At 69.9% G+C, this 18,648-nt stretch carries 17 protein-coding genes; 8 read left to right on the top strand and 9 right to left on the bottom strand.

The window, feature by feature from the left end; all coding sequences use genetic code 11:
- Window positions 1–62: 62 nt before the first annotated feature.
- The 4 genes from OWC43_RS09895 to OWC43_RS09880 form a co-directional block, all read right to left on the bottom strand.
- Window positions 63–4,988, bottom strand: a complete 4,926-nt coding sequence (locus tag OWC43_RS09895; protein ID WP_393958535.1) for a malto-oligosyltrehalose synthase — start codon at window positions 4,986–4,988, stop codon at window positions 63–65.
- Between the two features lie 16 nt (window positions 4,989–5,004).
- Window positions 5,005–6,816 (bottom strand): malto-oligosyltrehalose trehalohydrolase, encoded by a 1,812-nt coding sequence (gene treZ, locus OWC43_RS09890; RefSeq protein ID WP_393956519.1) that lies wholly within the window; start codon window positions 6,814–6,816, stop codon window positions 5,005–5,007.
- 245 nt (window positions 6,817–7,061) lie between these two features.
- Window positions 7,062–7,541, bottom strand: coding sequence for a DUF2852 domain-containing protein (locus OWC43_RS09885; RefSeq protein ID WP_137830643.1), 480 nt, complete (start codon window positions 7,539–7,541; stop codon window positions 7,062–7,064).
- A gap of 61 nt (window positions 7,542–7,602) precedes the next feature.
- Complete coding sequence (locus tag OWC43_RS09880) at window positions 7,603–8,229, bottom strand: TetR/AcrR family transcriptional regulator (RefSeq protein ID WP_393956518.1); 627 nt, start codon at window positions 8,227–8,229, stop codon at window positions 7,603–7,605.
- 246 nt (window positions 8,230–8,475) lie between these two features.
- On the opposite strand from OWC43_RS09880, the gene zigA reads away from it, so the two are divergent.
- The 3 genes from zigA to speG all read left to right on the top strand — a co-directional run bounded on the left by zigA (window position 8,476) and on the right by speG (window position 10,689).
- Window positions 8,476–9,693, top strand: coding sequence for a zinc metallochaperone GTPase ZigA (gene zigA / locus OWC43_RS09875; protein WP_393956517.1), 1,218 nt, complete (start codon window positions 8,476–8,478; stop codon window positions 9,691–9,693).
- A gap of 6 nt (window positions 9,694–9,699) precedes the next feature.
- Window positions 9,700–9,993, top strand: a complete 294-nt coding sequence (locus tag OWC43_RS09870; RefSeq protein WP_137830640.1) for a hypothetical protein — start codon at window positions 9,700–9,702, stop codon at window positions 9,991–9,993.
- A gap of 147 nt (window positions 9,994–10,140) precedes the next feature.
- Entirely contained in the window at window positions 10,141–10,689 is a 549-nt protein-coding gene (speG, locus tag OWC43_RS09865) for a spermidine N1-acetyltransferase (protein ID WP_137830639.1), read from the top strand.
- Between the two features lie 104 nt (window positions 10,690–10,793).
- On the opposite strand, the gene OWC43_RS09860 is transcribed toward speG, so the two are convergent.
- On the bottom strand, window positions 10,794–11,945 hold the full coding sequence (locus tag OWC43_RS09860) for a hypothetical protein (protein WP_393956516.1): 1,152 nt from the start codon (window positions 11,943–11,945) through the stop codon (window positions 10,794–10,796).
- A gap of 406 nt (window positions 11,946–12,351) precedes the next feature.
- Here OWC43_RS09860 and fabZ point away from each other — a divergent pair, with 406 nt between their 5' ends.
- The 5 genes from fabZ (at window position 12,352) to OWC43_RS09835 (ending at window position 16,192) form a co-directional block, all read left to right on the top strand.
- On the top strand, window positions 12,352–12,825 hold the full coding sequence (fabZ, locus tag OWC43_RS09855; protein WP_393956515.1) for a 3-hydroxyacyl-ACP dehydratase FabZ: 474 nt from the start codon (window positions 12,352–12,354) through the stop codon (window positions 12,823–12,825).
- 8 nt (window positions 12,826–12,833) lie between these two features.
- Window positions 12,834–13,649: an acyl-ACP--UDP-N-acetylglucosamine O-acyltransferase gene (lpxA, locus tag OWC43_RS09850; RefSeq protein ID WP_393956514.1), complete on the top strand. Its 816-nt coding sequence runs from the start codon at window positions 12,834–12,836 to the stop codon at window positions 13,647–13,649.
- 64 nt (window positions 13,650–13,713) lie between these two features.
- Window positions 13,714–14,562, top strand: coding sequence for an LpxI family protein (locus OWC43_RS09845; protein ID WP_393958534.1), 849 nt, complete (start codon window positions 13,714–13,716; stop codon window positions 14,560–14,562).
- Window positions 14,559–15,722: a lipid-A-disaccharide synthase gene (gene lpxB / locus OWC43_RS09840; protein WP_393956513.1), complete on the top strand. Its 1,164-nt coding sequence runs from the start codon at window positions 14,559–14,561 to the stop codon at window positions 15,720–15,722. Before OWC43_RS09845 ends, lpxB begins: the two co-directional genes overlap by 4 nt.
- Window positions 15,719–16,192 carry a YaiI/YqxD family protein gene (locus OWC43_RS09835; RefSeq protein ID WP_137830634.1) on the top strand — a complete coding sequence of 158 codons (474 nt, stop codon included), beginning with the start codon at window positions 15,719–15,721 and terminating at the stop codon, window positions 16,190–16,192. The genes lpxB and OWC43_RS09835 overlap by 4 nt, the downstream gene beginning before the upstream one ends.
- Window positions 16,193–16,217: 25 nt before the next feature.
- Here OWC43_RS09835 and OWC43_RS09830 read toward each other — a convergent pair whose 3' ends face one another.
- The 4 genes from OWC43_RS09830 to cpdR form a co-directional block, all read right to left on the bottom strand.
- Window positions 16,218–16,706 (bottom strand): DUF1178 family protein, encoded by a 489-nt coding sequence (locus tag OWC43_RS09830; RefSeq protein ID WP_393956512.1) that lies wholly within the window; start codon window positions 16,704–16,706, stop codon window positions 16,218–16,220.
- A 60-nt stretch (window positions 16,707–16,766) separates the two neighbouring features.
- Complete coding sequence (locus OWC43_RS09825; RefSeq protein ID WP_393956511.1) at window positions 16,767–17,603, bottom strand: carbon-nitrogen hydrolase family protein; 837 nt, start codon at window positions 17,601–17,603, stop codon at window positions 16,767–16,769.
- Window positions 17,600–17,857 (bottom strand): glutaredoxin 3, encoded by a 258-nt coding sequence (gene grxC, locus OWC43_RS09820; RefSeq protein WP_091946073.1) that lies wholly within the window; start codon window positions 17,855–17,857, stop codon window positions 17,600–17,602. The genes OWC43_RS09825 and grxC overlap by 4 nt, the downstream gene beginning before the upstream one ends.
- 240 nt (window positions 17,858–18,097) lie before the next feature.
- Complete coding sequence (cpdR, locus tag OWC43_RS09815; protein ID WP_056242220.1) at window positions 18,098–18,457, bottom strand: cell cycle two-component system response regulator CpdR; 360 nt, start codon at window positions 18,455–18,457, stop codon at window positions 18,098–18,100.
- Window positions 18,458–18,648 lie beyond the last annotated feature (191 nt).

The following is an 18,648-nucleotide window of genomic DNA, read 5'->3' as shown; positions in this document are numbered from 1 at the left end:
CCGTCTTCTGGCTCGGGCGTCGTTTCGCGTGATGGTCGGCGGTTCAGTCGTGAGACGGGCCGTCAGGCGGTCCGTCGCAGCACCAGATAGGGCAACGTCCCGAAGTGCCGACCGAGATCGAGCCGGCCGTCGGCCGCCTCGACGGTCTCGCCGCCGATCACGTCGGTCCAGCGGCTGCCCTCGGGCACGGTCAGCGTCGTTCCGGCGAAGGCCTTGCCGTCCCACGCCCCCTCCGGCGTCAGCCGGGCGACGAGGCGGGGCACGGCCACGATCAGGTCGTCCTCGCCGGAGGTCGCCGCCGAGCGGGTGAAGGCAATCACGTGCTCCGCGCGCTCACCCTCGGCGGCGAGCGGCCGGTAATCGGCATCGGCGTAGAAGGCGGGCCGCGCGGCGCGGTCGATGAGGAGCCGCGCCAGCGTCGCCTGCTTGACCCGGCCGTCGGCCCAGGATGCCATCAGCGCGGCGGGCGCGGTGCCCGCCTCCAGGGACCGTTCGCGGGCCGGATAATCGACCAGCCGTCGGTTGTCGGGATCGACGAACGAGAAGTCCCAGAACTCCGTGCCCTGGTAGGTGTCGGGGATGCCCGGCAGGGTGCATTTGAGCACCGTGCGGCCGAGGCCCGCGATCATGCCGAGATAGGCCAGACGGCGGGCGAAGGGCCGCAACCGCGCGAGGCAGTCCGAGCCTGGGGCCACCAACGCGGCGAACAGCCCGTGGACCGCCCCCTCATAGGCCTCGTCCACGTTGACCCAGCTCGACCGGCGCTTGCTCTCGCGGAGCGCCTTCTCGGCATAGGCGTCGAGGCGCTTGCGGAAATCCTCGATCTCGCCCGCGTCGTCGCCCTCCAAGAGTTCCAGGGGCCATGCGCCGAGGATCGCCTGGAGGAACATCCACTGGTCGTTGGCGTCGGGCGCCGCCTCGCCCTCGACCTGGCGGATGTGGGGCGCGGAGGCGCGCCGCCACGTGTCCCAGGCGCGGGCCCACTCCTCCGGCAATTCCGACAGGGCGAGCTGGCGCGAGCGGGCATCCTCGCCGCGCTTGGTGTCGTGGGTGGCCGTGGTGATCATCGCGTTCGGCCAGTCGCGCGCCCGCGCCGTCTGGAGCGCGTGGAAATGCTCCAGATCGATCCCGTACTCGCCGGGATCGCCCCCGACCTCGTTGAGCGCCAGCAGGGGCACGTAGCGGTAGAACAGGGTGTCTTCGAGGCTCTTGGCCATCACCGGGCCGGTGAGCTGCTGGAAGCGGCGGCGGAAGCGCAGGACCACGCCCGGGTCCGGCTGGCCGGCGCCGCCGACATCGATCCGGCCGAGCAGGGCATTCGCGGCGAAATCGTGCACCGAGCGGTCCGGCAGGGCGCTCCAGCGCTTGGCCTTGCGCACGGCGCCCTCGATCAGGGCCACATCCTCGTCCTCGACTTCGGTCTCGTCGAGATCCCCCGGCAGATACGAGCGGTAGACGGGGAAGCGCGCCACGATCTCAATCAGCGCCCGGCGGATGGCGTTGGTCGAGAAGTCGCGGGTGCGCCGGTCCGCATCGGCGATCTGCTTGAGGTCGCCGGTCATCACCTCCAGTTCGGAGGCGAAGCTGATCTCGAGGATCTCGGCCTTGGCGGCGCGGAACTGGAAGCCGTAGGGCTCGTCCACCTCCGTCGCCCAGGCGTAGAACTTCTCGATCCGCGATCGCAGTTTCTGATCGACGAGGATGCCGTCGAGCTGGTTCAGAACGTCGTAGCCGGTGGTTCCGGCGACCGGCCAGTCCCGCAGCTTCTCGCCGGGTTCCAGGATCTTCTCGACCACGATGTAGAAGCCGGGGCCCACCGCCGCCTGGAGCGCGCGGGCATAGCCGAGCGGATCGGCCAGCCCGTCGATGTGATCGATGCGCAGGCCGTCGATGCGGTCCTCGCGGATCAGGCGGAACAGCAGTTCGTGCGACTTCTGGAAGACGTCCGACAGCTCGACGCGCAGGCCGGCCAGCGAGTTCACGTCGAAGAAGCGGCGGTAGTTGATGTCGCTCGACGCGATCCGCCAATGGGCCAGTCGGTAGCTCTGCTGCTCGAGCAGCCGATGCAGCGGCCCGAAGGAATCCGGATAGTCGCGGTTGCCGTTGAGCAGGTGCAGCGCCCGGTCGATCGCCGCGGCGATCTGCGGCGAGGCGCGCACGGCCCCGGCGAGGTCGCGCTTGAGCGCCTCGGCCGCCTCGGGCAGGGCGCGGCGGCGCTCGGGGTGCGTCTCCTCCCCCATGGCGCGCAGCTGCTCGGAGATCTTGAGCACGTCCGCCGACATGTCGTCGCCGATCTCGCCGAGCGCGGCGAGCGCCCGGTTGAGAATCGTCGGATAGTGGAGCGGGCAGATCGGGAATTGATGCTCGTAGTGCCAGACGCTGAAGGCGCCGGCCGCTTCGTCGAACTTCAGTTCCAGCGTGCCCTTCTCCAGCGCCTCGCCGTAGCGTTCGCCGAGGAAGGGAATGACGAGCTTGCCGTTGGCGCCGAGGCGCTCCCAATCGATGTCGTAGGCGTTGGCATCCGGCGACAGGCCGCCCCATTCGAGGACCGACAGCCACCAGGGATTGTCCGCCCCGCCGACGCCCATGTGGTTCGGCACGATGTCGAGCAGGAGCTTGAGGCCGTGCGCGTGCAGGGCGTCGGTGAAGCTCCGGAATCCCTCTTCGCCGCCGATCTCCGGGTTGATCTGCGAATGGTCGACGATGTCGTAGCCGTGGGTCGAGCCGGGCCGCGCCCTCTGGAGCGGCGAGGCGTAGACGTGGCTGACCCCGAGCTTGGCGAGATAGGGGACGATCTTTTCCGCGTCCGCGAAGGTGAAGCCCTCGTGGAATTGCAGGCGGTAGGTCGCCCGCGGCGGGGCCGAACTGAGCCGTGCGGCGCCCGAGCGGGGGCCCCGTTCCTCGGCGGAGAGGGCGGCGGCCAGCTTGGCGAGCGGCCCGCCCGGCGCGGCGATGGCCTCCAGATTCCGGTCGAGCTTGCGCCGCCAGTTCGGGTAACCCTCGGTCGAGCCCGGCACGTTGGCCTGGGACAATTCCCCGACCACGTCCTCGTACTGGACGGCGGTGAGGATCGAGGGCGCGCGGGCAAGGTAGCGCGCGGCGGCCTCGAAGGGAGCGTGCTCCGGCGGCTCGGCGCTGGGGAGAAGCTGCTGCGAGGCCAGGGCCTCCGCGAGGCGCCAACGCTCGGTGACGCGCTCGACGCGCTCGGCCTCGGCCCGTTCGGCGTCGTAGAGGCCGAGCGACTGGCGCGTATCGGTGTCGACGCCGCGCCACCAGCCGACGAAGGTCGGCAGGTCGTGGGTGGTGATCGCGGTGAGCGCGTCCTTCGGGTAGGCGTCCGGGCTCTTGAAGGCGCCGCCATGCTCGCGCTCGAAGGCGAGGATGCGATAGCTGAGGATGCCGGACGCCATCAGGGCGTCGGAGAAGCCCTCGGGCGCCGTGCCGAGATCCTCGGCGATGACGAGGCACTTGGCGCGGTGGCTCTCCAGCCGCAGGACGGCGAGCATCGGCTCGAACGGCATCAGGACGTAGGCGCCTTCACGGGCCGATTTGCCGAGCGGGATCAGGAACAGGCGGGCGAGCTGGAAGGCGTGGTCGATGCGGATGGCGCCGGCATGGCGCATATTGGCCTTCACCAGCGCACGGAACGCCTTGAGGCCGTCGCGCTCCATCTCCAGCGGATCGAAGGCGGGCAGGCCCCAATCCTGCCCCTTGGGCGCCAGCAGATCCGGCGGGGCGCCGATCGACACGCCGTTGGCGAAGCGCTCAGGGTGAGACCAGATCTCGGAGCCGCCGCGATCCGCGCCGACGGCGAGGTCGCGGTAGAGGCCGAGCCGCATGCCGGTCGCCAGCGCGAGTTCGGAGGCCGCCTTCAGCTGGCTGTCGGCGAGGTATTGCAGGAAGACATGGTAGCCGATCCGGTCGGCGTTCTCCGCGGCGAAGGCCGTGACGGCTTCCGTCCCCGCGCGGCGGAACGGCTCCGGCCAGTCGCCGAGCCAGTGGGCGCCGTTCTGGCGGAAATGTTCGGACAGGGCGTCGAAGGTCGCGTGCGATTCGAGGTCCTCGCCGCCCTCGCTGCGGAAGGCGGCGAAGTCGGGATCCGCGCCGCGCCGGGCGTCCGAATCCTCCCAGTAGGTCTCGAGGATGGGGGCCAGCACCTCCCAGACGCCGGCATGATCGACGAGGGCGGTGTCGCGCAGGGTCTCGATCCGGGAGCGGTGGCTCTCGAGCAGGGTGCTGGCGCGGCTCCCGGCGAAACCCGGCAGGACGCCGGGCTCGATATAGAGCGTCTCCAGGAACAGCCGCGAGGACGGCGAATACGGGGAGATCTTGCCGCGATCCGACGGAAACAGCGCGTGGGCCGGGCTCAGACCCAGGAACGAGGCCCCGCGCAGGCCCGCGTCCCGGGCGGCGCGCCCGGCATCGGCGTACGTGCCGATGCCGAGATTGTCGGGCGAGCGAAGGCCGTAGAGCTGGGTCGCGAGGCCCCAGTCGCGGGCCCCGTCCTCGGCATAGGCGCGCGGGCGCCAGCAGCGCTGCGGGGCCGAGACGATCCAGGTATTGGCCTTGCGCTCGCCGAAGGACACGGTGAGACGATGATAACCGGGCGTCAGCGGCGGGAGATCGAAGCCGATTCCCTCCGCGCCGGGCGTCAGCGCCGCGCGGCCCTCGCGGGCACGGTCATGCTCGTCCACGAGGCGCCACGTCACGGTGCCGCCGGTGGCCTCGATCCGAAGCGGCACGCGCAGGGTCCGGCGCGCCTCCGCCGCGAGCAGCGGCGGCGCGATGGCGGCGCGCACCGCCTCCACCGCTTCGAGGCTGCGCGCGATCGCGCCGTCATCGCCCGCGGGGAAGCCGAGGGCTTCGAGCATCCCGCGGCGGACCTCCAGCGGCGTGTCGACCCGTTGCCCGAAGGCGTCGGTGAAGCCGTCGGCGATGCCGACGAGGGTGGCGAGTTGTTCGAGGAGACTCACGTCGGACACGCCCACCTTCTCTGTCGCTTGATCAGTCACGCTGGGCCGCTCCGAGAAGGAACACGCCCGTCCAGGATGGGAGCTGGCCGGATTGCCGCGAAAGGCCGTTCGACCAGATCACCTGCTCGCCCGCGAACGTCACGGCGTGGTCGTCGTCGCCGAAATTGGCGATGAAGCGCAGGGTGCCGCCCGCGTAGCGCCACGCGACGTCGATCACCCCCGGTGCCGGCAACGTCGCGGTCGCGCCGCGATAGGCGGTCTTGGTCAGCGGCACGACGTTCTGGTGGCGGATCTGGAGCAGATTGCGGGTGTCGGCCCAGACCGCGCGATGCGGCTCGCGTTCCGCCTCGTCCCAGTCGATCTTCGAATCCGTGAAGGTCTTCTCCTCGGTGGGATCCGGGATCACGGAGGTGTCGTCGGCGAACGCCGCGAAGCTCTTGAACTCGCGCCGCCGCCCCTCGCGCACCGCCTTGTTCAGCTCTTCGTCCGGCGCGAAATCGACGAAGAACAGGAACGGCGCAGAGGCCGACCATTCCTCGCCCATCCACAGCATCGGGATCTGCGGCGCGAGCAGCAGCCCGGCCCGGGCCAGCGCCAGCCTCGCGGGATCGGCGAGGTGGTTCAGCCGCTCGCCCAGCGCCCGGTTGCCGACCTGATCGTGGTTCTGAAGGAAGGTGACGAAGGCCGAGGGCGGCAGATGCGCCGAGGGTTCGCCGCGGGGATGGTTGTCGAGCGTCGGGAATGGCTCGCCCTGATAGGCGAAGCCCTCGGCGAGGCTGCGGGCCAAGTGTTCCAGCGGCCTGTCCGCGAAGCTCGCGTAATAGCCCGCATCCTCACCCGTCAGCAGGACGTGCCAGCCGTGATGCAGGTCGTCGGCCCATTGCGCGCTGTGCAGGATCGGCTTGGCCGACGCGTCGCGCTCCAGCCAGGAGGCTTGGTTCGCCTCGTTCTCGAGGATCAGGTGGACATGCCGGTCCGGGAAGGTCTTCCGGATCGTCTCGCCGAGCTCGGCCAGGAAGTGCTTCTCGGAATCGTCGAGGATGGCGTGCACCGCGTCGAAGCGGATGCCGTCGAAATGGTACTCCTCCAGCCAGTACAGCGCGTTCTCGATGAAGTAGTCGCGAACGATCCGGCCCGATTCCTTGCCGTCGAAATTGATCCCGGCGCCCCAGGGGGTCTGGTGCCGCTCGGTGAAGAAGGTCTTGGCGTAGGAATGAAGGTAATTCCCGGCCGGACCGAAATGGTTGTAGACGCAATCGATCAGCACCATCAGCCCCTTGGCGTGGGCGCTGTCGATCAGGCGCTTCAGATCCTCCGGGCGTCCGTAGACGGAATCCGGTGCGTAGGGCAGCACGCCGTCGTAGCCCCAATTGCGGGTGCCCTTGAAGTCGGCGAGCGGCAGCAACTCGATGGCGGTAATGCCGAGATCGGCCAAGTCGTCGAGGCGCTTCTCCAGGCCGGCATAGGTGCCTTCCGGCGTCGCGGTGCCGACATGCACCTCGTAGACGACGGCCTCCTCCCAGGGGCGCCCGGTCCACGCCGCATCGGTCCAGTCGAAGGCGTTCGGGTCGATCACCTCGGAGAGGCCCGAGACGTCGTCCGGCTGGAAGCGCGAGGCAGGGTCGGGCACGACGAAATCGCCGCCGATCCGGAAGCCGTAGCGGGCGCCGGGCTTCACGCCGGGCAACGTCGCCACACGCCAGCCTTCGCCGGCCTCCGGAATCGGGTGATCCGATCCGTCGACCACGAGGGTCACGTCGTCCGCGGTGGGGGCCCAGAGGGCGAACCGCACTCCGTCCTCGGCAAGCTCGCTGCCGAACCGCATCGCATGGGCGCGCCGCATCAGGCCACCGCTCTCCGCTGGAAGGTCAAAGGTCATCCGGCCCGGCGGGCGTGTCCTCGTGTCTCACAAGGCGCCGCGCCAACGCTTGTTCCCAGAAGCGGCAGTTATGGCGGTCCCGGCCCGCGACAACCGGGCATGGCCCGGGAATCGCTGCACTGCACGCAAAATGCTTCAGACATGCGAAGGGCGCCCCGCCGGTTCCGGCGGGGCGCCCTTCGCGAAGGCCATGCTCTCGATGGAGGGAGTTACGCCTCGATCGTCGGGCCGCCGCCCTCGGAGCGGCGCTTGGCCATGAACGCATCGAACTGCTCGCGGTCCTTGGCCCGCTTCAGCTCCTCGACGAAGTCGGCGAAGGCTTGGCTCTCCTCTTGGAGCGCCCGGCGGCGCGCCTCGAGCCGATCCAATTCGGCCTTGCGGTACTCTTCGAAGGCCCAGTTGCCGCTGGGGGCACGGTAACCGGTGCCCCCCTTCGCCGCCTCGAAAGCGCGGGCAAAGCGCGACTGACCGTTGGTGCTGCCCAGGCTCCAGGCGCCGCTGCGGGCGAATTCCCGCATCTGATCGAGGGCGGGATAGCCCGCGATCTTCCAGGCCACATAGGCGACGGCGACCGGCCAGAAATAGATGAAACTCACCACGATCGCGCCGATCTCGATCGAGCGCTTCGGAAACGGGCCATTGCGGTGCGATGCGCCGCTGGACCAGGGAGACGTAGAGGACGTGTTCACGGCTGAAGGCTCCGGGGTGTGAATGTGAACAACATTCACATGCGGGGCCGCCTCGGCGGTTTCAAGGGGCGGGCTTCACCCTTTCGCCGGCTCCATGCACGAGAGCGAGCACGCCCGCGCGCAGCAACTCGTACTTGTCCGGTCCGCTCTTGGGCAATTGGCCGGCGGCCGAGAGGGTGGCGATGCCGTGGGAGAGCGCCCAGACCTCGAGTGCCAGGAAGCGCGGATCGACGCCGTTGAACCCCTCGGGGAAGGTCGCCCGCAGGGCCTCGACCAGGAGGTCGAACGGGTTCGGCCGGTCGGGCGCGGGCGCCGGGGCGGCGGCACCCCGCACCTCGAAGATCGCCGCGTAGTAGCCCGGCTCCTCCTCGGCGAAGGCCAGATAGGCTTCGCCCATCCGGGTGAAGCGCTCCAGCGGCGTGCCCCGGCCGGCCAGCGCCCGCGCCAGACGCTCGGCGAGGTCGGAGAAGCCGCGGCCGGCGACCTCTTCGAGCAGAGCCTCGCGCCCGCGGAAATGGCGGTACAGGGCAGCGGGCGTCACCCCGACGAGACGGGCGGCGTCGACCAGGGTGAATCCACCGATGCCGCGCTCGGCGATGAAGCGGCGCGCGGCCTCGATCAGCGCCTCCTTGAGGTTGCCGTGGTGGTAGCTGCGCCGGTCGCCCGGTCCCTCGCGCCAGGGTCGCACCCCGTTCCTCCTCGCTCCGCCGGCCACCGGGGCCGCTCACGGGTACGCGCGTCACCCGTTCCCGGTTTCGGCAGGGCCGCGCGAAAGCGCCTTTTCTCGCGACTCGGCCGGTGAGTCGACCGCTTTCCGGGTCCGTACCAGCCACTGACCGCGCCGGATGACCGATTGCCCGGCCCACGGGCGCTTTTGAGGCTTGACGAGGCCAGGATATGAAACGTTATAAAGTTACATATCACAGGAGTTCCAATGTCCTCGACCGACACCCGCCTCCCCGTCACGGTGCTGTCCGGCTTCCTCGGCGCGGGAAAGACGACCCTGCTCAACCACGTCCTCAACAACCGCGAGGGCCGCCGCGTCGCGGTGATCGTCAACGACATGAGCGAGGTGAATATCGACGCCGACCTCGTCCGCGACGGCGGCGCGAACCTGTCGCGCACCGACGAGCGGCTGGTGGAGATGACCAACGGCTGCATCTGCTGCACCCTGCGCGACGATCTCTTGGCCGAGGTGCGCCGCCTCGCCGGTGAGGGCCGCTTCGATTACCTCCTGATCGAGGGGACCGGCATCGCCGAGCCGCTGCCCGTGGCCTCGACCTTCTCGTTCCGCGACGAGGCGGGCCGCGCACTGAGCGACGTCGCCCGGCTCGACACGATGGTCACCGTGGTCGACGCGATGAATCTCCTGAAGGATTACGGCTCGAACGCGTTCCTGCGCGATCGCGGCGAGATCGCGGGCGAGGACGATGCGCGGACCCTGGTGGATCTCCTCGTCGAGCAGATCGAGTTTGCCGATGTCGTCGTGATCAACAAGGCTGGGGATGTGAGCCCCGCGCAGCGCGACCTCGTCCGCTCGGTGGTGCGCTCGTTGAACGCTGATGCCCGCATCGTCGAGGCCACGCAGGGCCGGGTGCCGCCGGAGGCGATCCTCGATACCGGCCTGTTCGACGAGGAGAAGGCCCAGGAGCACCCGCTCTGGTTCAAGGAACTCTACGGCGCACACGAGCACGTCCCGGAAACCGAGGAATACGGCATCACCTCCTTCGTCTACCGGGCGCGTCGGCCCTTCGACCCCGCGAAGTTCCAGGCCTTCGTCGACACGACCTGGCCGGGGCTGATCCGGGCGAAGGGCCATTTCTGGCTCGCCACCCGGCCCGACTGGGTCGGCGAGTTCTCCCTCGCCGGCGCGGTGGCGCATGTCGGCGCCATGGGCTTCTGGTGGGCGGCGGTGCCGCGCCGCCGCTGGCCCGAGGAGGAGGTGTTCCGCGAGCGGCTGCATTCGGTGTGGACCGACAATTGGGGCGACCGGCGCCAGGAACTCGTCTTCATCGGCCGCGAGATGGATCAGGCGGCCATTCGATCGGCGCTGGATGCCTGCCTCGTGGGGACGGAAGAGGCCCGGTTCGACGCGGAGGCCTACCGCACCCTGTCCGACCCGTTCCCGGCCTGGCGCCGGGAGGCCGCCTGACGCTCGATGGGCTTCGTCAGCCTCAAGGATTGGCGCGCCCGCTCCGCCGCGCTTGCCGAAGCGGCGCGGCGGGCCAAGGCGCTGCTCGCCCCGGCGCTCGGGCTGACCGAGGAGGATGCGCTCTCGGTCAACGAGATCGCCTGTAACCATTCCACCTGCCCCGGCGTCGAGACGGTGGTGCTGATCATGCGCTGGGGCGAGCCGACCCGTGCCCTGCGCCGGCCCTGCGGTCTCGCCGCGATCACCGAGGCCGACGTCGCGGCACTCGTGGCGGAGGAGGCGGCGCTGCGCGGCGCGTGAAGGCGGAATGCCTCAGCGCCCGCTGCCGGCACGATGTCCGGCATCGTCCGGTTCCGGGAGCAAAGCCGGCTTTCATCATTCCGTCGTGGGCGCCGTGGGAGTAGGCCTGGGCGAACGCTCCCGCAGCAGCCCCGGCCGAGCACGGACATGACCATCAAGCTGAGACCGCTGGAGCGCGAGGATCTCCTCTTCGTGCATCAGCTCAACAACAACGACAGCATCATGCGCTACTGGTTCGAGGAGGCCTACGAGTCCTTCGCCGAATTGGCGCAGCTCTACGAGCGCAACATCCACAACCAGACCGAACGGCGCTTCATCATCGCCACCGAGCGCGGCGAGCCCGCCGGGATGGTCGAGCTCGTCGAGATCAACCACCTGCACCGGCGCTGCGAATTCCAGATCGCGATCCACCCCGATCATCAGGGGAAGGGCTACGCCAAGCGCGCCACCCGCATCGCCATCGATTACGCGTTCAAGGTGCTCAACATCCACAAGCTGTACCTGCACGTGGACAAGGACAACAAGCGCGCCGCCGGCATCTACGAGAGCTGCGGCTTCCGTCCGGAGGGCATCCTCAGGGACGAGTTCTTCGTGAACGGCCGCTACCGCGACGCGGTGCGCATGTGCCTGTTCCAACCGCACTATCTCGCCGAGCGCGGCGCCGGCGCGGTGACCGAACCCGTGCTCAAGACCTGAAAACGGGATCGGCCCCCACCCGGAACGGATGAGGGCCGACATCACGAAGAGTGGTGGACGCCGCGCCCCAACCTTTCGGAGGGGCGCGACCGTGAGGGCCCGTGTTACCGGCCGCCAGCGCCGCCGCGGCCGGCTTCCGAGCCACCCGTCGAGCCGCCGCTCTTCATGCCGCCGGCCTCACCCCCGCGCATGTTGCCGCCCATCGAACCGCGGTCGGCACCCCGGTCGGCTCCGCCCTTGTCCGAGGCGTTGCGGATGTTGTTGCCGCCGCGATCGCCCGACTCGCCACCGCGCATGCCGGCATTGCGCATGCCGTCGCGCTCCATGCCCTTGTTCTCGCCCCGGGCCTCGCCCGTCGCCTTGTTGCGCGCCTGCTCGTTGCCGCGCATCTCGTTGCGCTCGTTGCGCTCCGCCCCGCGGGTCTCGGAACGGCTGGAGCTGCGCACGTCCGTGCGGCTGGAACGGCTCTCGCTGTAGCCAGCATTGATCGCCCCGCCGCTCCGCTCGGTGGTCGAGACGGTGGTGGAGAGACGGCGGTATTCCGGCGAACCGTAGAGGACGCGCTGGCCGCGGATCGTCACGTAACGGCGCTCTTCGCTGACGCTGACGAGACGGCGGTATTCCGGCGAGCCGTAGATCACCCGCTGGCCGCGGATGGTGACGTAGCGGCGCGGACCGCTCGACCGGCGCTCAGTGACGATCAGGCGACGATACTCGGGCGAGCCGTAGACGACGCGCTGGCCGCCGATGAACACGTAGCGACCCTCGCGGCGGTAGCCGCCATCGACCGTGGTCGAGGTCGAGCGCACGTCGGTGCGGCTGCTGACCCGGCTGCGGTCGCTGTCGCGCAGGTTGGTGCGCTCACTGCGGGACTCGCCCCGCATCCGCTCGCCGCGATCCCCCCGCTCGGCCGTGTCGCGTCCGGCGCGCCCGTCCATGCCGCGCTCGCCGCGACCGTCGCGGGCCATCGCGCCCTTGCTGTCATCCTTGCCCGACTCACGGCCGGCCGTCTCGCCCCGTCCGGCCCTGTCGGCGCCTTTGCCCATCTCCTTGCCGGACATGGCATCGCTGCCGCGGGCTTGCATGTCGCCGCCACGGGTTTGGGTGTCGCCGCCGCGGTTCTGCATGCCGCCTGAGGACGCGCCCCGCTCGCTGCCCGCCTGCATGCCGCCGCGCTCGCCCGCACCGGCCGCGCCCTGCGCGTAGACCGAAGTGCTCATCAGCAACGCAGCAAGACCAAGTGCAACCGTTCTCATTGGCGTAACCTCCGAATTCGAAAGACGCCATCAAACGCGGCAAGTGTCGAAACGGTTCTCCGAAAAAACTCAGTAGCCATGGAATGATTTTCGCCAGCACTTGCGGCAATGTACGTAGCTGAAAGCTTGGCCTTAAGGATGCGATGTCGAGTACAGGGGGTTTGCATACTGTCCGGGCAGCGTCTTCGAGGGCGACGGCGGGCGGGCGTGGCCGCCCCGATGCGTTCGCCAACGGCATCGTTTGCGGGGTCCGCCGCGCGTCCACCGGGGCGCGAAAGGTCGAATCGGTCCAAAAGTCTTGCATCCGCCCGATTTTCTGCCGATGAGGCGCCCTCACCGGGCAGGGTCGCCGGATCGAGCGGCAACGGCCGCGCACAGTATCGTTGAGCGGGGAGCGTTGAGACCGATGAGCGAAGCGCCGCGGGAGTTGGGATCGGCCGATATCCAGAAGGTTCTGGAGCTGCTGCCCCACCGCTACCCGTTCCTGATGATCGACAAGATCATCGAGATCGATCGCGACGAGAGCTGCATCGGCATCAAGAACGTCACCGCCAACGAGCCGCAATTCACCGGACACTTTCCGGGCATGCCGGTCTTCCCCGGCGTCCTGCTGATCGAGGCCATGGCCCAGACCGCGGGCGCGATCTGCTGCCGCCACATCATCGGCGACCGCGCGGCGGAGCTGAAGACCAAGCAGGTCTTCTTCATGACCATCGACAAGTGCAAGTTCCGCAAGCCCGTCGTCCCCGGCGACCAGGTGCGGCTGCACATGACCAAAATGAAGCAGCGCAAGACGATGTGGTGGTTCCGGGGCGAGGCCCGCGTCGACGGTATCCTCGTCGCCGAGGCCGAGATCGGCGCCATGCTGGTGACGGAGTGAGCGCCTTGGTGAGCCCTTCGCGAGACGGCATCCACCCGAGCAGCGTGATCGAGGACGGCGCCCGCCTCGGCGAGGGCGTGCGGATCGGGCCGTTCTGCCATGTCGGCCCCGAGGTGACGCTCGGCGATGGCTGCGAACTGATCAGCCACGTGGTCGTCGCGGGGCGCACGACGATCGGCGCGCGGACGAAGATCTACCCGTTCGCCTCGATCGGTCACCCGCCGCAGGACCTGAAATATCGCGGCGAACCCTCGACGCTCGCCGTCGGCTCCGATTGCCTGATCCGCGAGGGTGTCACCATGAACCCCGGCACCGCGGGGGGCGGGCTGGAGACCACGGTCGGCAATCACTGCGCCTTCCTGGCCAACAGCCATGTCGGCCATGATTGCCGCGTCGGCGACCACGTCATCTTCTCCAACAACGTGATGCTGGCCGGCCATTGCACGGTCGGCAACTACGCGATCCTGGGTGGGGGCGCGGCGGTGATCCAGTTCGCCCGCGTCGGCGACCACGCCTTCGTCGGCGGGCTGTCGGGCCTGGAGAACGACTGCATCCCCTACGGGATGGTGCTGGGCAACCGCGCCTATCTCTCGGGCCTCAACATCATCGGCCTCCAGCGGCGCGGCTTCTCCCGCGAGGACATCCATGCCCTGCGCCGCGCCTACCGGCTGCTCTTCGCCCAGGAGGGCACGCTGATGGAGCGCGTGGAGGACGTGGCCGCCGAGTTCGACACCCATCCGGCGATCCACGAGATCCTGTCCTTCATCCGCGAGGGCGGCAAGCGCTCGATCTGCACGCCCCGCGCCGTCGCTGCGGCGGTCTAGGGCATCGGCCCGGACCGTGGGCACCGGCTTTCGGGCAATGCCGATGCGGCACGCTGACTCCGCCATGCAGGGGACGGCCCGACCGCTCGCGCTGGTGGCCGGGGCCGGTCGCCTGCCGGATCTCGTCGCCGCGTCCCTGGAGCGGGCGGGCCGGCCGTTCCGGGTGCTCGCCGTGCGCGGCTTCACCGAGCGGTCGATGCGGCGCCGGGCCGACGCGGTGGTCGATCTCCTCGACATTCCGGGCACCCTGCGCATCCTGAAGGACTGGGCCCCGGAGGCCGTGGTGCCGGCGGGCGGCGTGGCCCGCCCGAGTCCGGCGGCCTTGCTGAACGCCGCCCATGCCGTGAAGAACCGGGACATCCTGCGGGGGCTCGCGGGCGGTGACGACCGGCTGCTGCGCGCCGTGCTGTCGCTCCTCGAAGAGAACGGCCACCGGGTGCTCGGCGTCCACGAGGTCGCCCCCGACCTGCTCGGCCGGCCCGGCCGCCTCGGCCGGCACGCTCCCGACCCGGATGCATCGCTGTCGATCGCCACCGGCCGGGCCATGCTCGGGGCGCTGAGCCCGTTCGATGTCGGGCAGGCGGCGGTGGTCGCCGCCGAGCGGGTCGTCGCCGTCGAGGGCCCCGAGGGCACCGACCGGATGCTGATCCGCGCCCGCGCGCTCAACCGCAGGCCGCTCGGCTACGGTCGTCCGCCCAAGGGCGCGGTCCTGGTCAAGCTGCCTAAGCTCGGCCAGGACCTGCGCATCGATCTGCCGGCGATCGGACCGCGCACGGTGCATCGGGCGGCCGCGGCGGGCTGCGTCGGCATCGCCATCGGCGCCGGCTACACCTTGGTGATCGATTCGGAGGAGACGGTGGCGGCCGCGGATGCGGCCGGTCTCTTCCTGATCGGCCTGGAGGTGACGCCGTGAACCCCCACCAAAAAATCTGGCTGGTGGCGGGCGAGGATTCCGGCGACCAGCTCGGCGCCAAGCTGATCCGGGCCCTGCGCGGCCTCTCGCCCGCGCCCCTGACGCTGGGCGGCGTCGGCGGCGAGGCCATGGCGGCGGAAGGATTCGGATCGCTCTTTCCGATCGACGACGTGGCGGTGATGGGCTACCTGCCGGTGCTGGCCCGTGCCCGCACCCTGCTGCGGCGCATCCGCGAGACGGTCGAGGACATCGTGGCAGCCCGGCCCGACGTTCTCGTCATCATCGACAGCCCCGGCTTCACCCACGCGGTCGCGACCCGCGTGCGCAAGCGGCTGCCCGGCCTGCCGATCGTGGATTACGTCTCGCCGAGCGTCTGGGCATGGCGGCCGTGGCGGGCCAAGGGCATGGTGCCCTTCATCGATCACGTGCTCGCCCTGCTGCCGTTCGAGCCGGAGGCGCATCGCCGCCTCGGCGGCCCGCCCTGCACTTATGTCGGCCATCCGTTGATCGAGCGCCTTTCGGACCTGCGCCCCTCCACCGAGGAGCAGGCGATCCGCGACGGGCGCCCGCCGGTGCTGGCCGTGCTGCCGGGCTCGCGCCGCTCCGAGATCGAGCGGCTGATGCCGGTCTTCGGCCGTGCGACCGCCGAGCTGGTCCGGCGGGTTGGCCCGTTCGAGATCGAGCTGCCGGCGGTGAGCCGCCACCGGGCGCTGATCGAGCGGCTCGCGGTCGCCTGGGAGCGCCAGCCCCGCATTGTCCACGGCGAGCCCGCCAAGCACGCGACCTTCCGCCGGGCGCGGGCGGCGCTAGCGGCCTCGGGCACGGTGACCCTCGAACTCGCCCTCTCCGGCGTGCCGATGGTGGTGGCCTACAAGGTCTCGCGGGTCGAGGAGGTGATCGCGCGCCGCCTGATCCAAGTGCCGACCATCGTCCTGCCGAACCTGATCCTCTCGGAAAACGCCATGCCGGAATACGTGCAGGCCGACTGCACCCCCGAGCGTCTGGCCGATACCTTGGCGCCGCTCATGGCCGGCGGCCCGGCCCGCCGGACCCAGCTCGACGCCCTCGGCCGCATCGACGACAGGATGCGTCTGCCCGGCGACGAGGAGCCGAGCCGGGCGGCGGCCCGCATCGTCCTGTCCGCGAGGCGAGCGGCATGACGACGCCCGACCCGATCCGCATCTACGTCGATGCCGATGCCTGCCCGGTGAAGGACGAGGTTTTTCGCGTGGCGGCGCGCTACGGGCTTCATGTCTTCGTCGTTGCGAACGCCTTCCTGAACCTGCCGCGCGAGCCCTGGATCGAGCGTGTCGTCGTCGGGGACAAATTCGATGCCGCCGATGACTGGATCGCCGAGCGGGCGAGCCCCGGCGCCGTCGTCATCACCGCCGACGTGCCGCTGGCGAGCCGCTGCGTGAAGGCCGGTGCGGTGGCCCTGAGTCCGACGGGCAAGGCCTTCACCGATGCCTCCGTCGGCATGGCCCTCGCCACCCGCAATCTGATGCAGGAATTGCGCGAGGCCGGCGCCATCACCGGCGGCCCGAAGCCGTTCTCCAAGAGCGATCGCTCGGCCTTCCTCGGCGCCCTCGACCGCGCGATCGTGCGGTTGCGGCGCGAGCGGGGTTTGTAGCCCGGCCCGGCGGGCCGGGCAGGAGTCAATGCCGGTCGTCCGGCGCGGGCGGCAGCGGCATGACCGGGATGCCCTCCTCGGCAAGCTCCTGCGCCTCGTTCAGGGTCGCCTCGCCGTAGATCGGCCGCCCTTCGGCATCGCCGTAATGGATCGCCCGCGCCTCCTCGGCGAAGCGGTCGCCGACATGCTCGGCGCTCGCGACCACCTGCTCGCGCATCGCGTTGAGCAGGGCGCGCAGGCGTCGCTCCGGCTCGGCGATCATCGGCACGGGCGCGGTGGGCGGCGGGCTCGGGACTGCCGGGAGGCCGGCCGCGCCGGGGGGCCCGGCGGCGGGCCGGCGCTCGCGGTCGGTGCGCGCCACCGCCGGGGCCATCGGCGCCTTGGTCACCTTCGCCGAGTTGCAGAACGGGCACGTCACGAGCCCGCGGGCGGCCTGCTCGTCATAGGCCGAGCCTGAGGGGAACCAGCTCTCGAAGTCGTGACCGGAATCGCAGACGAGGGTGAAGCGGATCATGGGGCATGGGCCTCGGGTCCCGGCTCGGGGCCGCGTCCGCAGGCGAGAGGTGACGGGAGGTCAGACGCGGCGCACGTCGAAGGGGCGTGCGTGCGACAGGGTGGGGATGCGCGCGCGCGCCTCGGCGACGCGGGCAAGATCGATCTCGGCGAGGATCACACCCGGCGCGTCGCCCTCGGCCTCGGCCAGGATCACGCCCCAGGGATCGATGATGAGAGAATGGCCGAAGGTCTCGCGCCCGTCCTCGTGTCGCCCGCCCTGCGCCGCCGAGATCATGAACGACCCGGTCTCGATGGCGCGGGCCCGCTGGAGCACGTGCCAATGCGCCTCGCCCGTCTGCCGCGTGAAGCAGGCCGGGGCCGTCAGGACCGTGGCGCCCGCCTCGGCCAGGGCCCGGTAGAGCGCGGGGAAGCGCAGATCGTAGCAGATGGTGATGCCGAAGGCGGCGAGCGGCGTCTCCGCCACGACGGCGCAGGCACCGCCGGAATAGGTTGCCGATTCGCGCCAGCTCTCGCCGTTCGGCAGATCGACGTCGTAGAGATGCAGCTTGTCGTAGGCCGCCCGGATCTCGCCCTCGGCATCGATTAGGAAGGCGCGGTTGGCGATTTTGTCCCCTTCGCGGATCGCCAGCGACCCGATCTGGAGGACGATCTTCTCCGTCCGCGCGACCTCGCGCAGCGCGGCGAGCGTCGCGTCCTGATCCTGCGGCCCGACATGGGCGAACAGGGCGGTCCGATCGCGCTCAATCAGCGAGGTGGTCTCGGGTGTCTGGACATAGGCCGCGCCCGCCCGCGCCGCCTCGCGCACGGCCATCACGGCTGCAGCGCGGTTGGCGGCAGGATCGCGCCCACCCCGCATCTGGACACAGGCGGCGATGAAGCGGGTGCCGTCGCTCATGCAGCGAGCAGCGGATCGAGTCCGCCCGCCCGGTCCAGGGCGTAGAGGTCGTCGCAGCCGCCGACATGGCGGTCGCCGACGAAGATCTGCGGCACGCTCGTGCGCCCGCCGGCCCGCTGGACCATCGCTGCCCGGGCGCCCGCCGTCTTCTCGACGTCGATCTCGGTGAAGGCCACGCCCTTGTCGCGCAGCAGGCTCTTGGCCGCCGAGCAATAGGGGCACCAGGCCGTTGTGTAGAGGGTGACCGGCTGCATGGTCGCTCGCGCGCCCGAGGAGATGAAGCAGCCGATATAGGTGACCGGCGCCGATCTTCCTACTGCGGGGAAGACACAGCGCTCATTCGACCCTCCGCCCTCATCCTGAGGTGCGGAGCGTAGCGAAGCCTCGAAGGAGGCTCCGGCGTATCGCGCGATCCCTGGAGCCTCCTTCGAGGCCCGCTGGCGCGGGCACCTCAGGATGAGGGCGCTGGTGGGAAGGGCCGATCCGGCCGCGTCTCAGGCCGCGGCGAGCAGCTTCTCGACCTCGTTCACGAGCTCGCGCAGGTGGAACGGCTTGGAAAGGACTTTCGCGTCCTTGGGAGCCTTGGAGTCGGGATTCAGCGCCACGGCGGCGAAGCCCGTGATGAACATCACCTTGATGTCCGGATCGAGTTCGGTGGCGCGGCGCGCCAACTCGATCCCGTCCATCTCCGGCATCACGATATCTGTCAGGAGAAGCTCGAACGGCTCCTCGCGCAAACGGTTATAGGCAGAGAGCCCGTTGTCGAACGACAGCACGTCGTAGCCGGCGTTCTGCAACGCCTTGGCCAGGAACCGGCGCATGTCGTTATCGTCTTCCGCGAGCAGGATCTTCATCGAACGGCGTCCCGGTGCCTATGCGCCCTGTGGTGTTCATTCCATAAAGCCGTCGCATGGTAAACACGGGGTTAAGGTCGCGGCCAGGGCCGGACCCCCATCGATGGCGCGGGACGCAGTAGACAGGTCGGCTCCGCCGCCCCAAAGTGGTCCGATGTCATCCATCCGCCACAGATCGGCGTCCGCGACGC

The sequence above is a fragment of the Methylorubrum sp. POS3 genome, assembly GCF_043352485.1.
Lineage (GTDB): Bacteria > Pseudomonadota > Alphaproteobacteria > Rhizobiales > Beijerinckiaceae > Methylobacterium > Methylobacterium suomiense.
The sequence above is the reverse complement of the archived record's forward strand: the minus strand, read 5'-3'. Positions and strand labels throughout refer to the sequence as shown.

Coding starts and splice junctions, on each gene's coding strand:
- OWC43_RS09830 (WP_393956512.1), bottom strand. CDS start 16,706: ATGATCCGCTTCACCCTCGTCTGCGATTCCGGTCACGACTTCGAGAGC.
- OWC43_RS09845 (WP_393958534.1), top strand. CDS start 13,714: ATGCAGGGGACGGCCCGACCGCTCGCGCTGGTGGCCGGGGCCGGTCGC.
- speG (WP_137830639.1), top strand. CDS start 10,141: ATGACCATCAAGCTGAGACCGCTGGAGCGCGAGGATCTCCTCTTCGTG.
- OWC43_RS09870 (WP_137830640.1), top strand. CDS start 9,700: ATGGGCTTCGTCAGCCTCAAGGATTGGCGCGCCCGCTCCGCCGCGCTT.
- grxC (WP_091946073.1), bottom strand. CDS start 17,857: ATGCAGCCGGTCACCCTCTACACAACGGCCTGGTGCCCCTATTGCTCG.
- OWC43_RS09835 (WP_137830634.1), top strand. CDS start 15,719: ATGACGACGCCCGACCCGATCCGCATCTACGTCGATGCCGATGCCTGC.
- fabZ (WP_393956515.1), top strand. CDS start 12,352: ATGAGCGAAGCGCCGCGGGAGTTGGGATCGGCCGATATCCAGAAGGTT.
- zigA (WP_393956517.1), top strand. CDS start 8,476: ATGTCCTCGACCGACACCCGCCTCCCCGTCACGGTGCTGTCCGGCTTC.
- treZ (WP_393956519.1), bottom strand. CDS start 6,816: ATGCGGCGCGCCCATGCGATGCGGTTCGGCAGCGAGCTTGCCGAGGAC.
- OWC43_RS09860 (WP_393956516.1), bottom strand. CDS start 11,945: ATGAGAACGGTTGCACTTGGTCTTGCTGCGTTGCTGATGAGCACTTCG.
- OWC43_RS09825 (WP_393956511.1), bottom strand. CDS start 17,603: ATGAGCGACGGCACCCGCTTCATCGCCGCCTGTGTCCAGATGCGGGGT.
- cpdR (WP_056242220.1), bottom strand. CDS start 18,457: ATGAAGATCCTGCTCGCGGAAGACGATAACGACATGCGCCGGTTCCTG.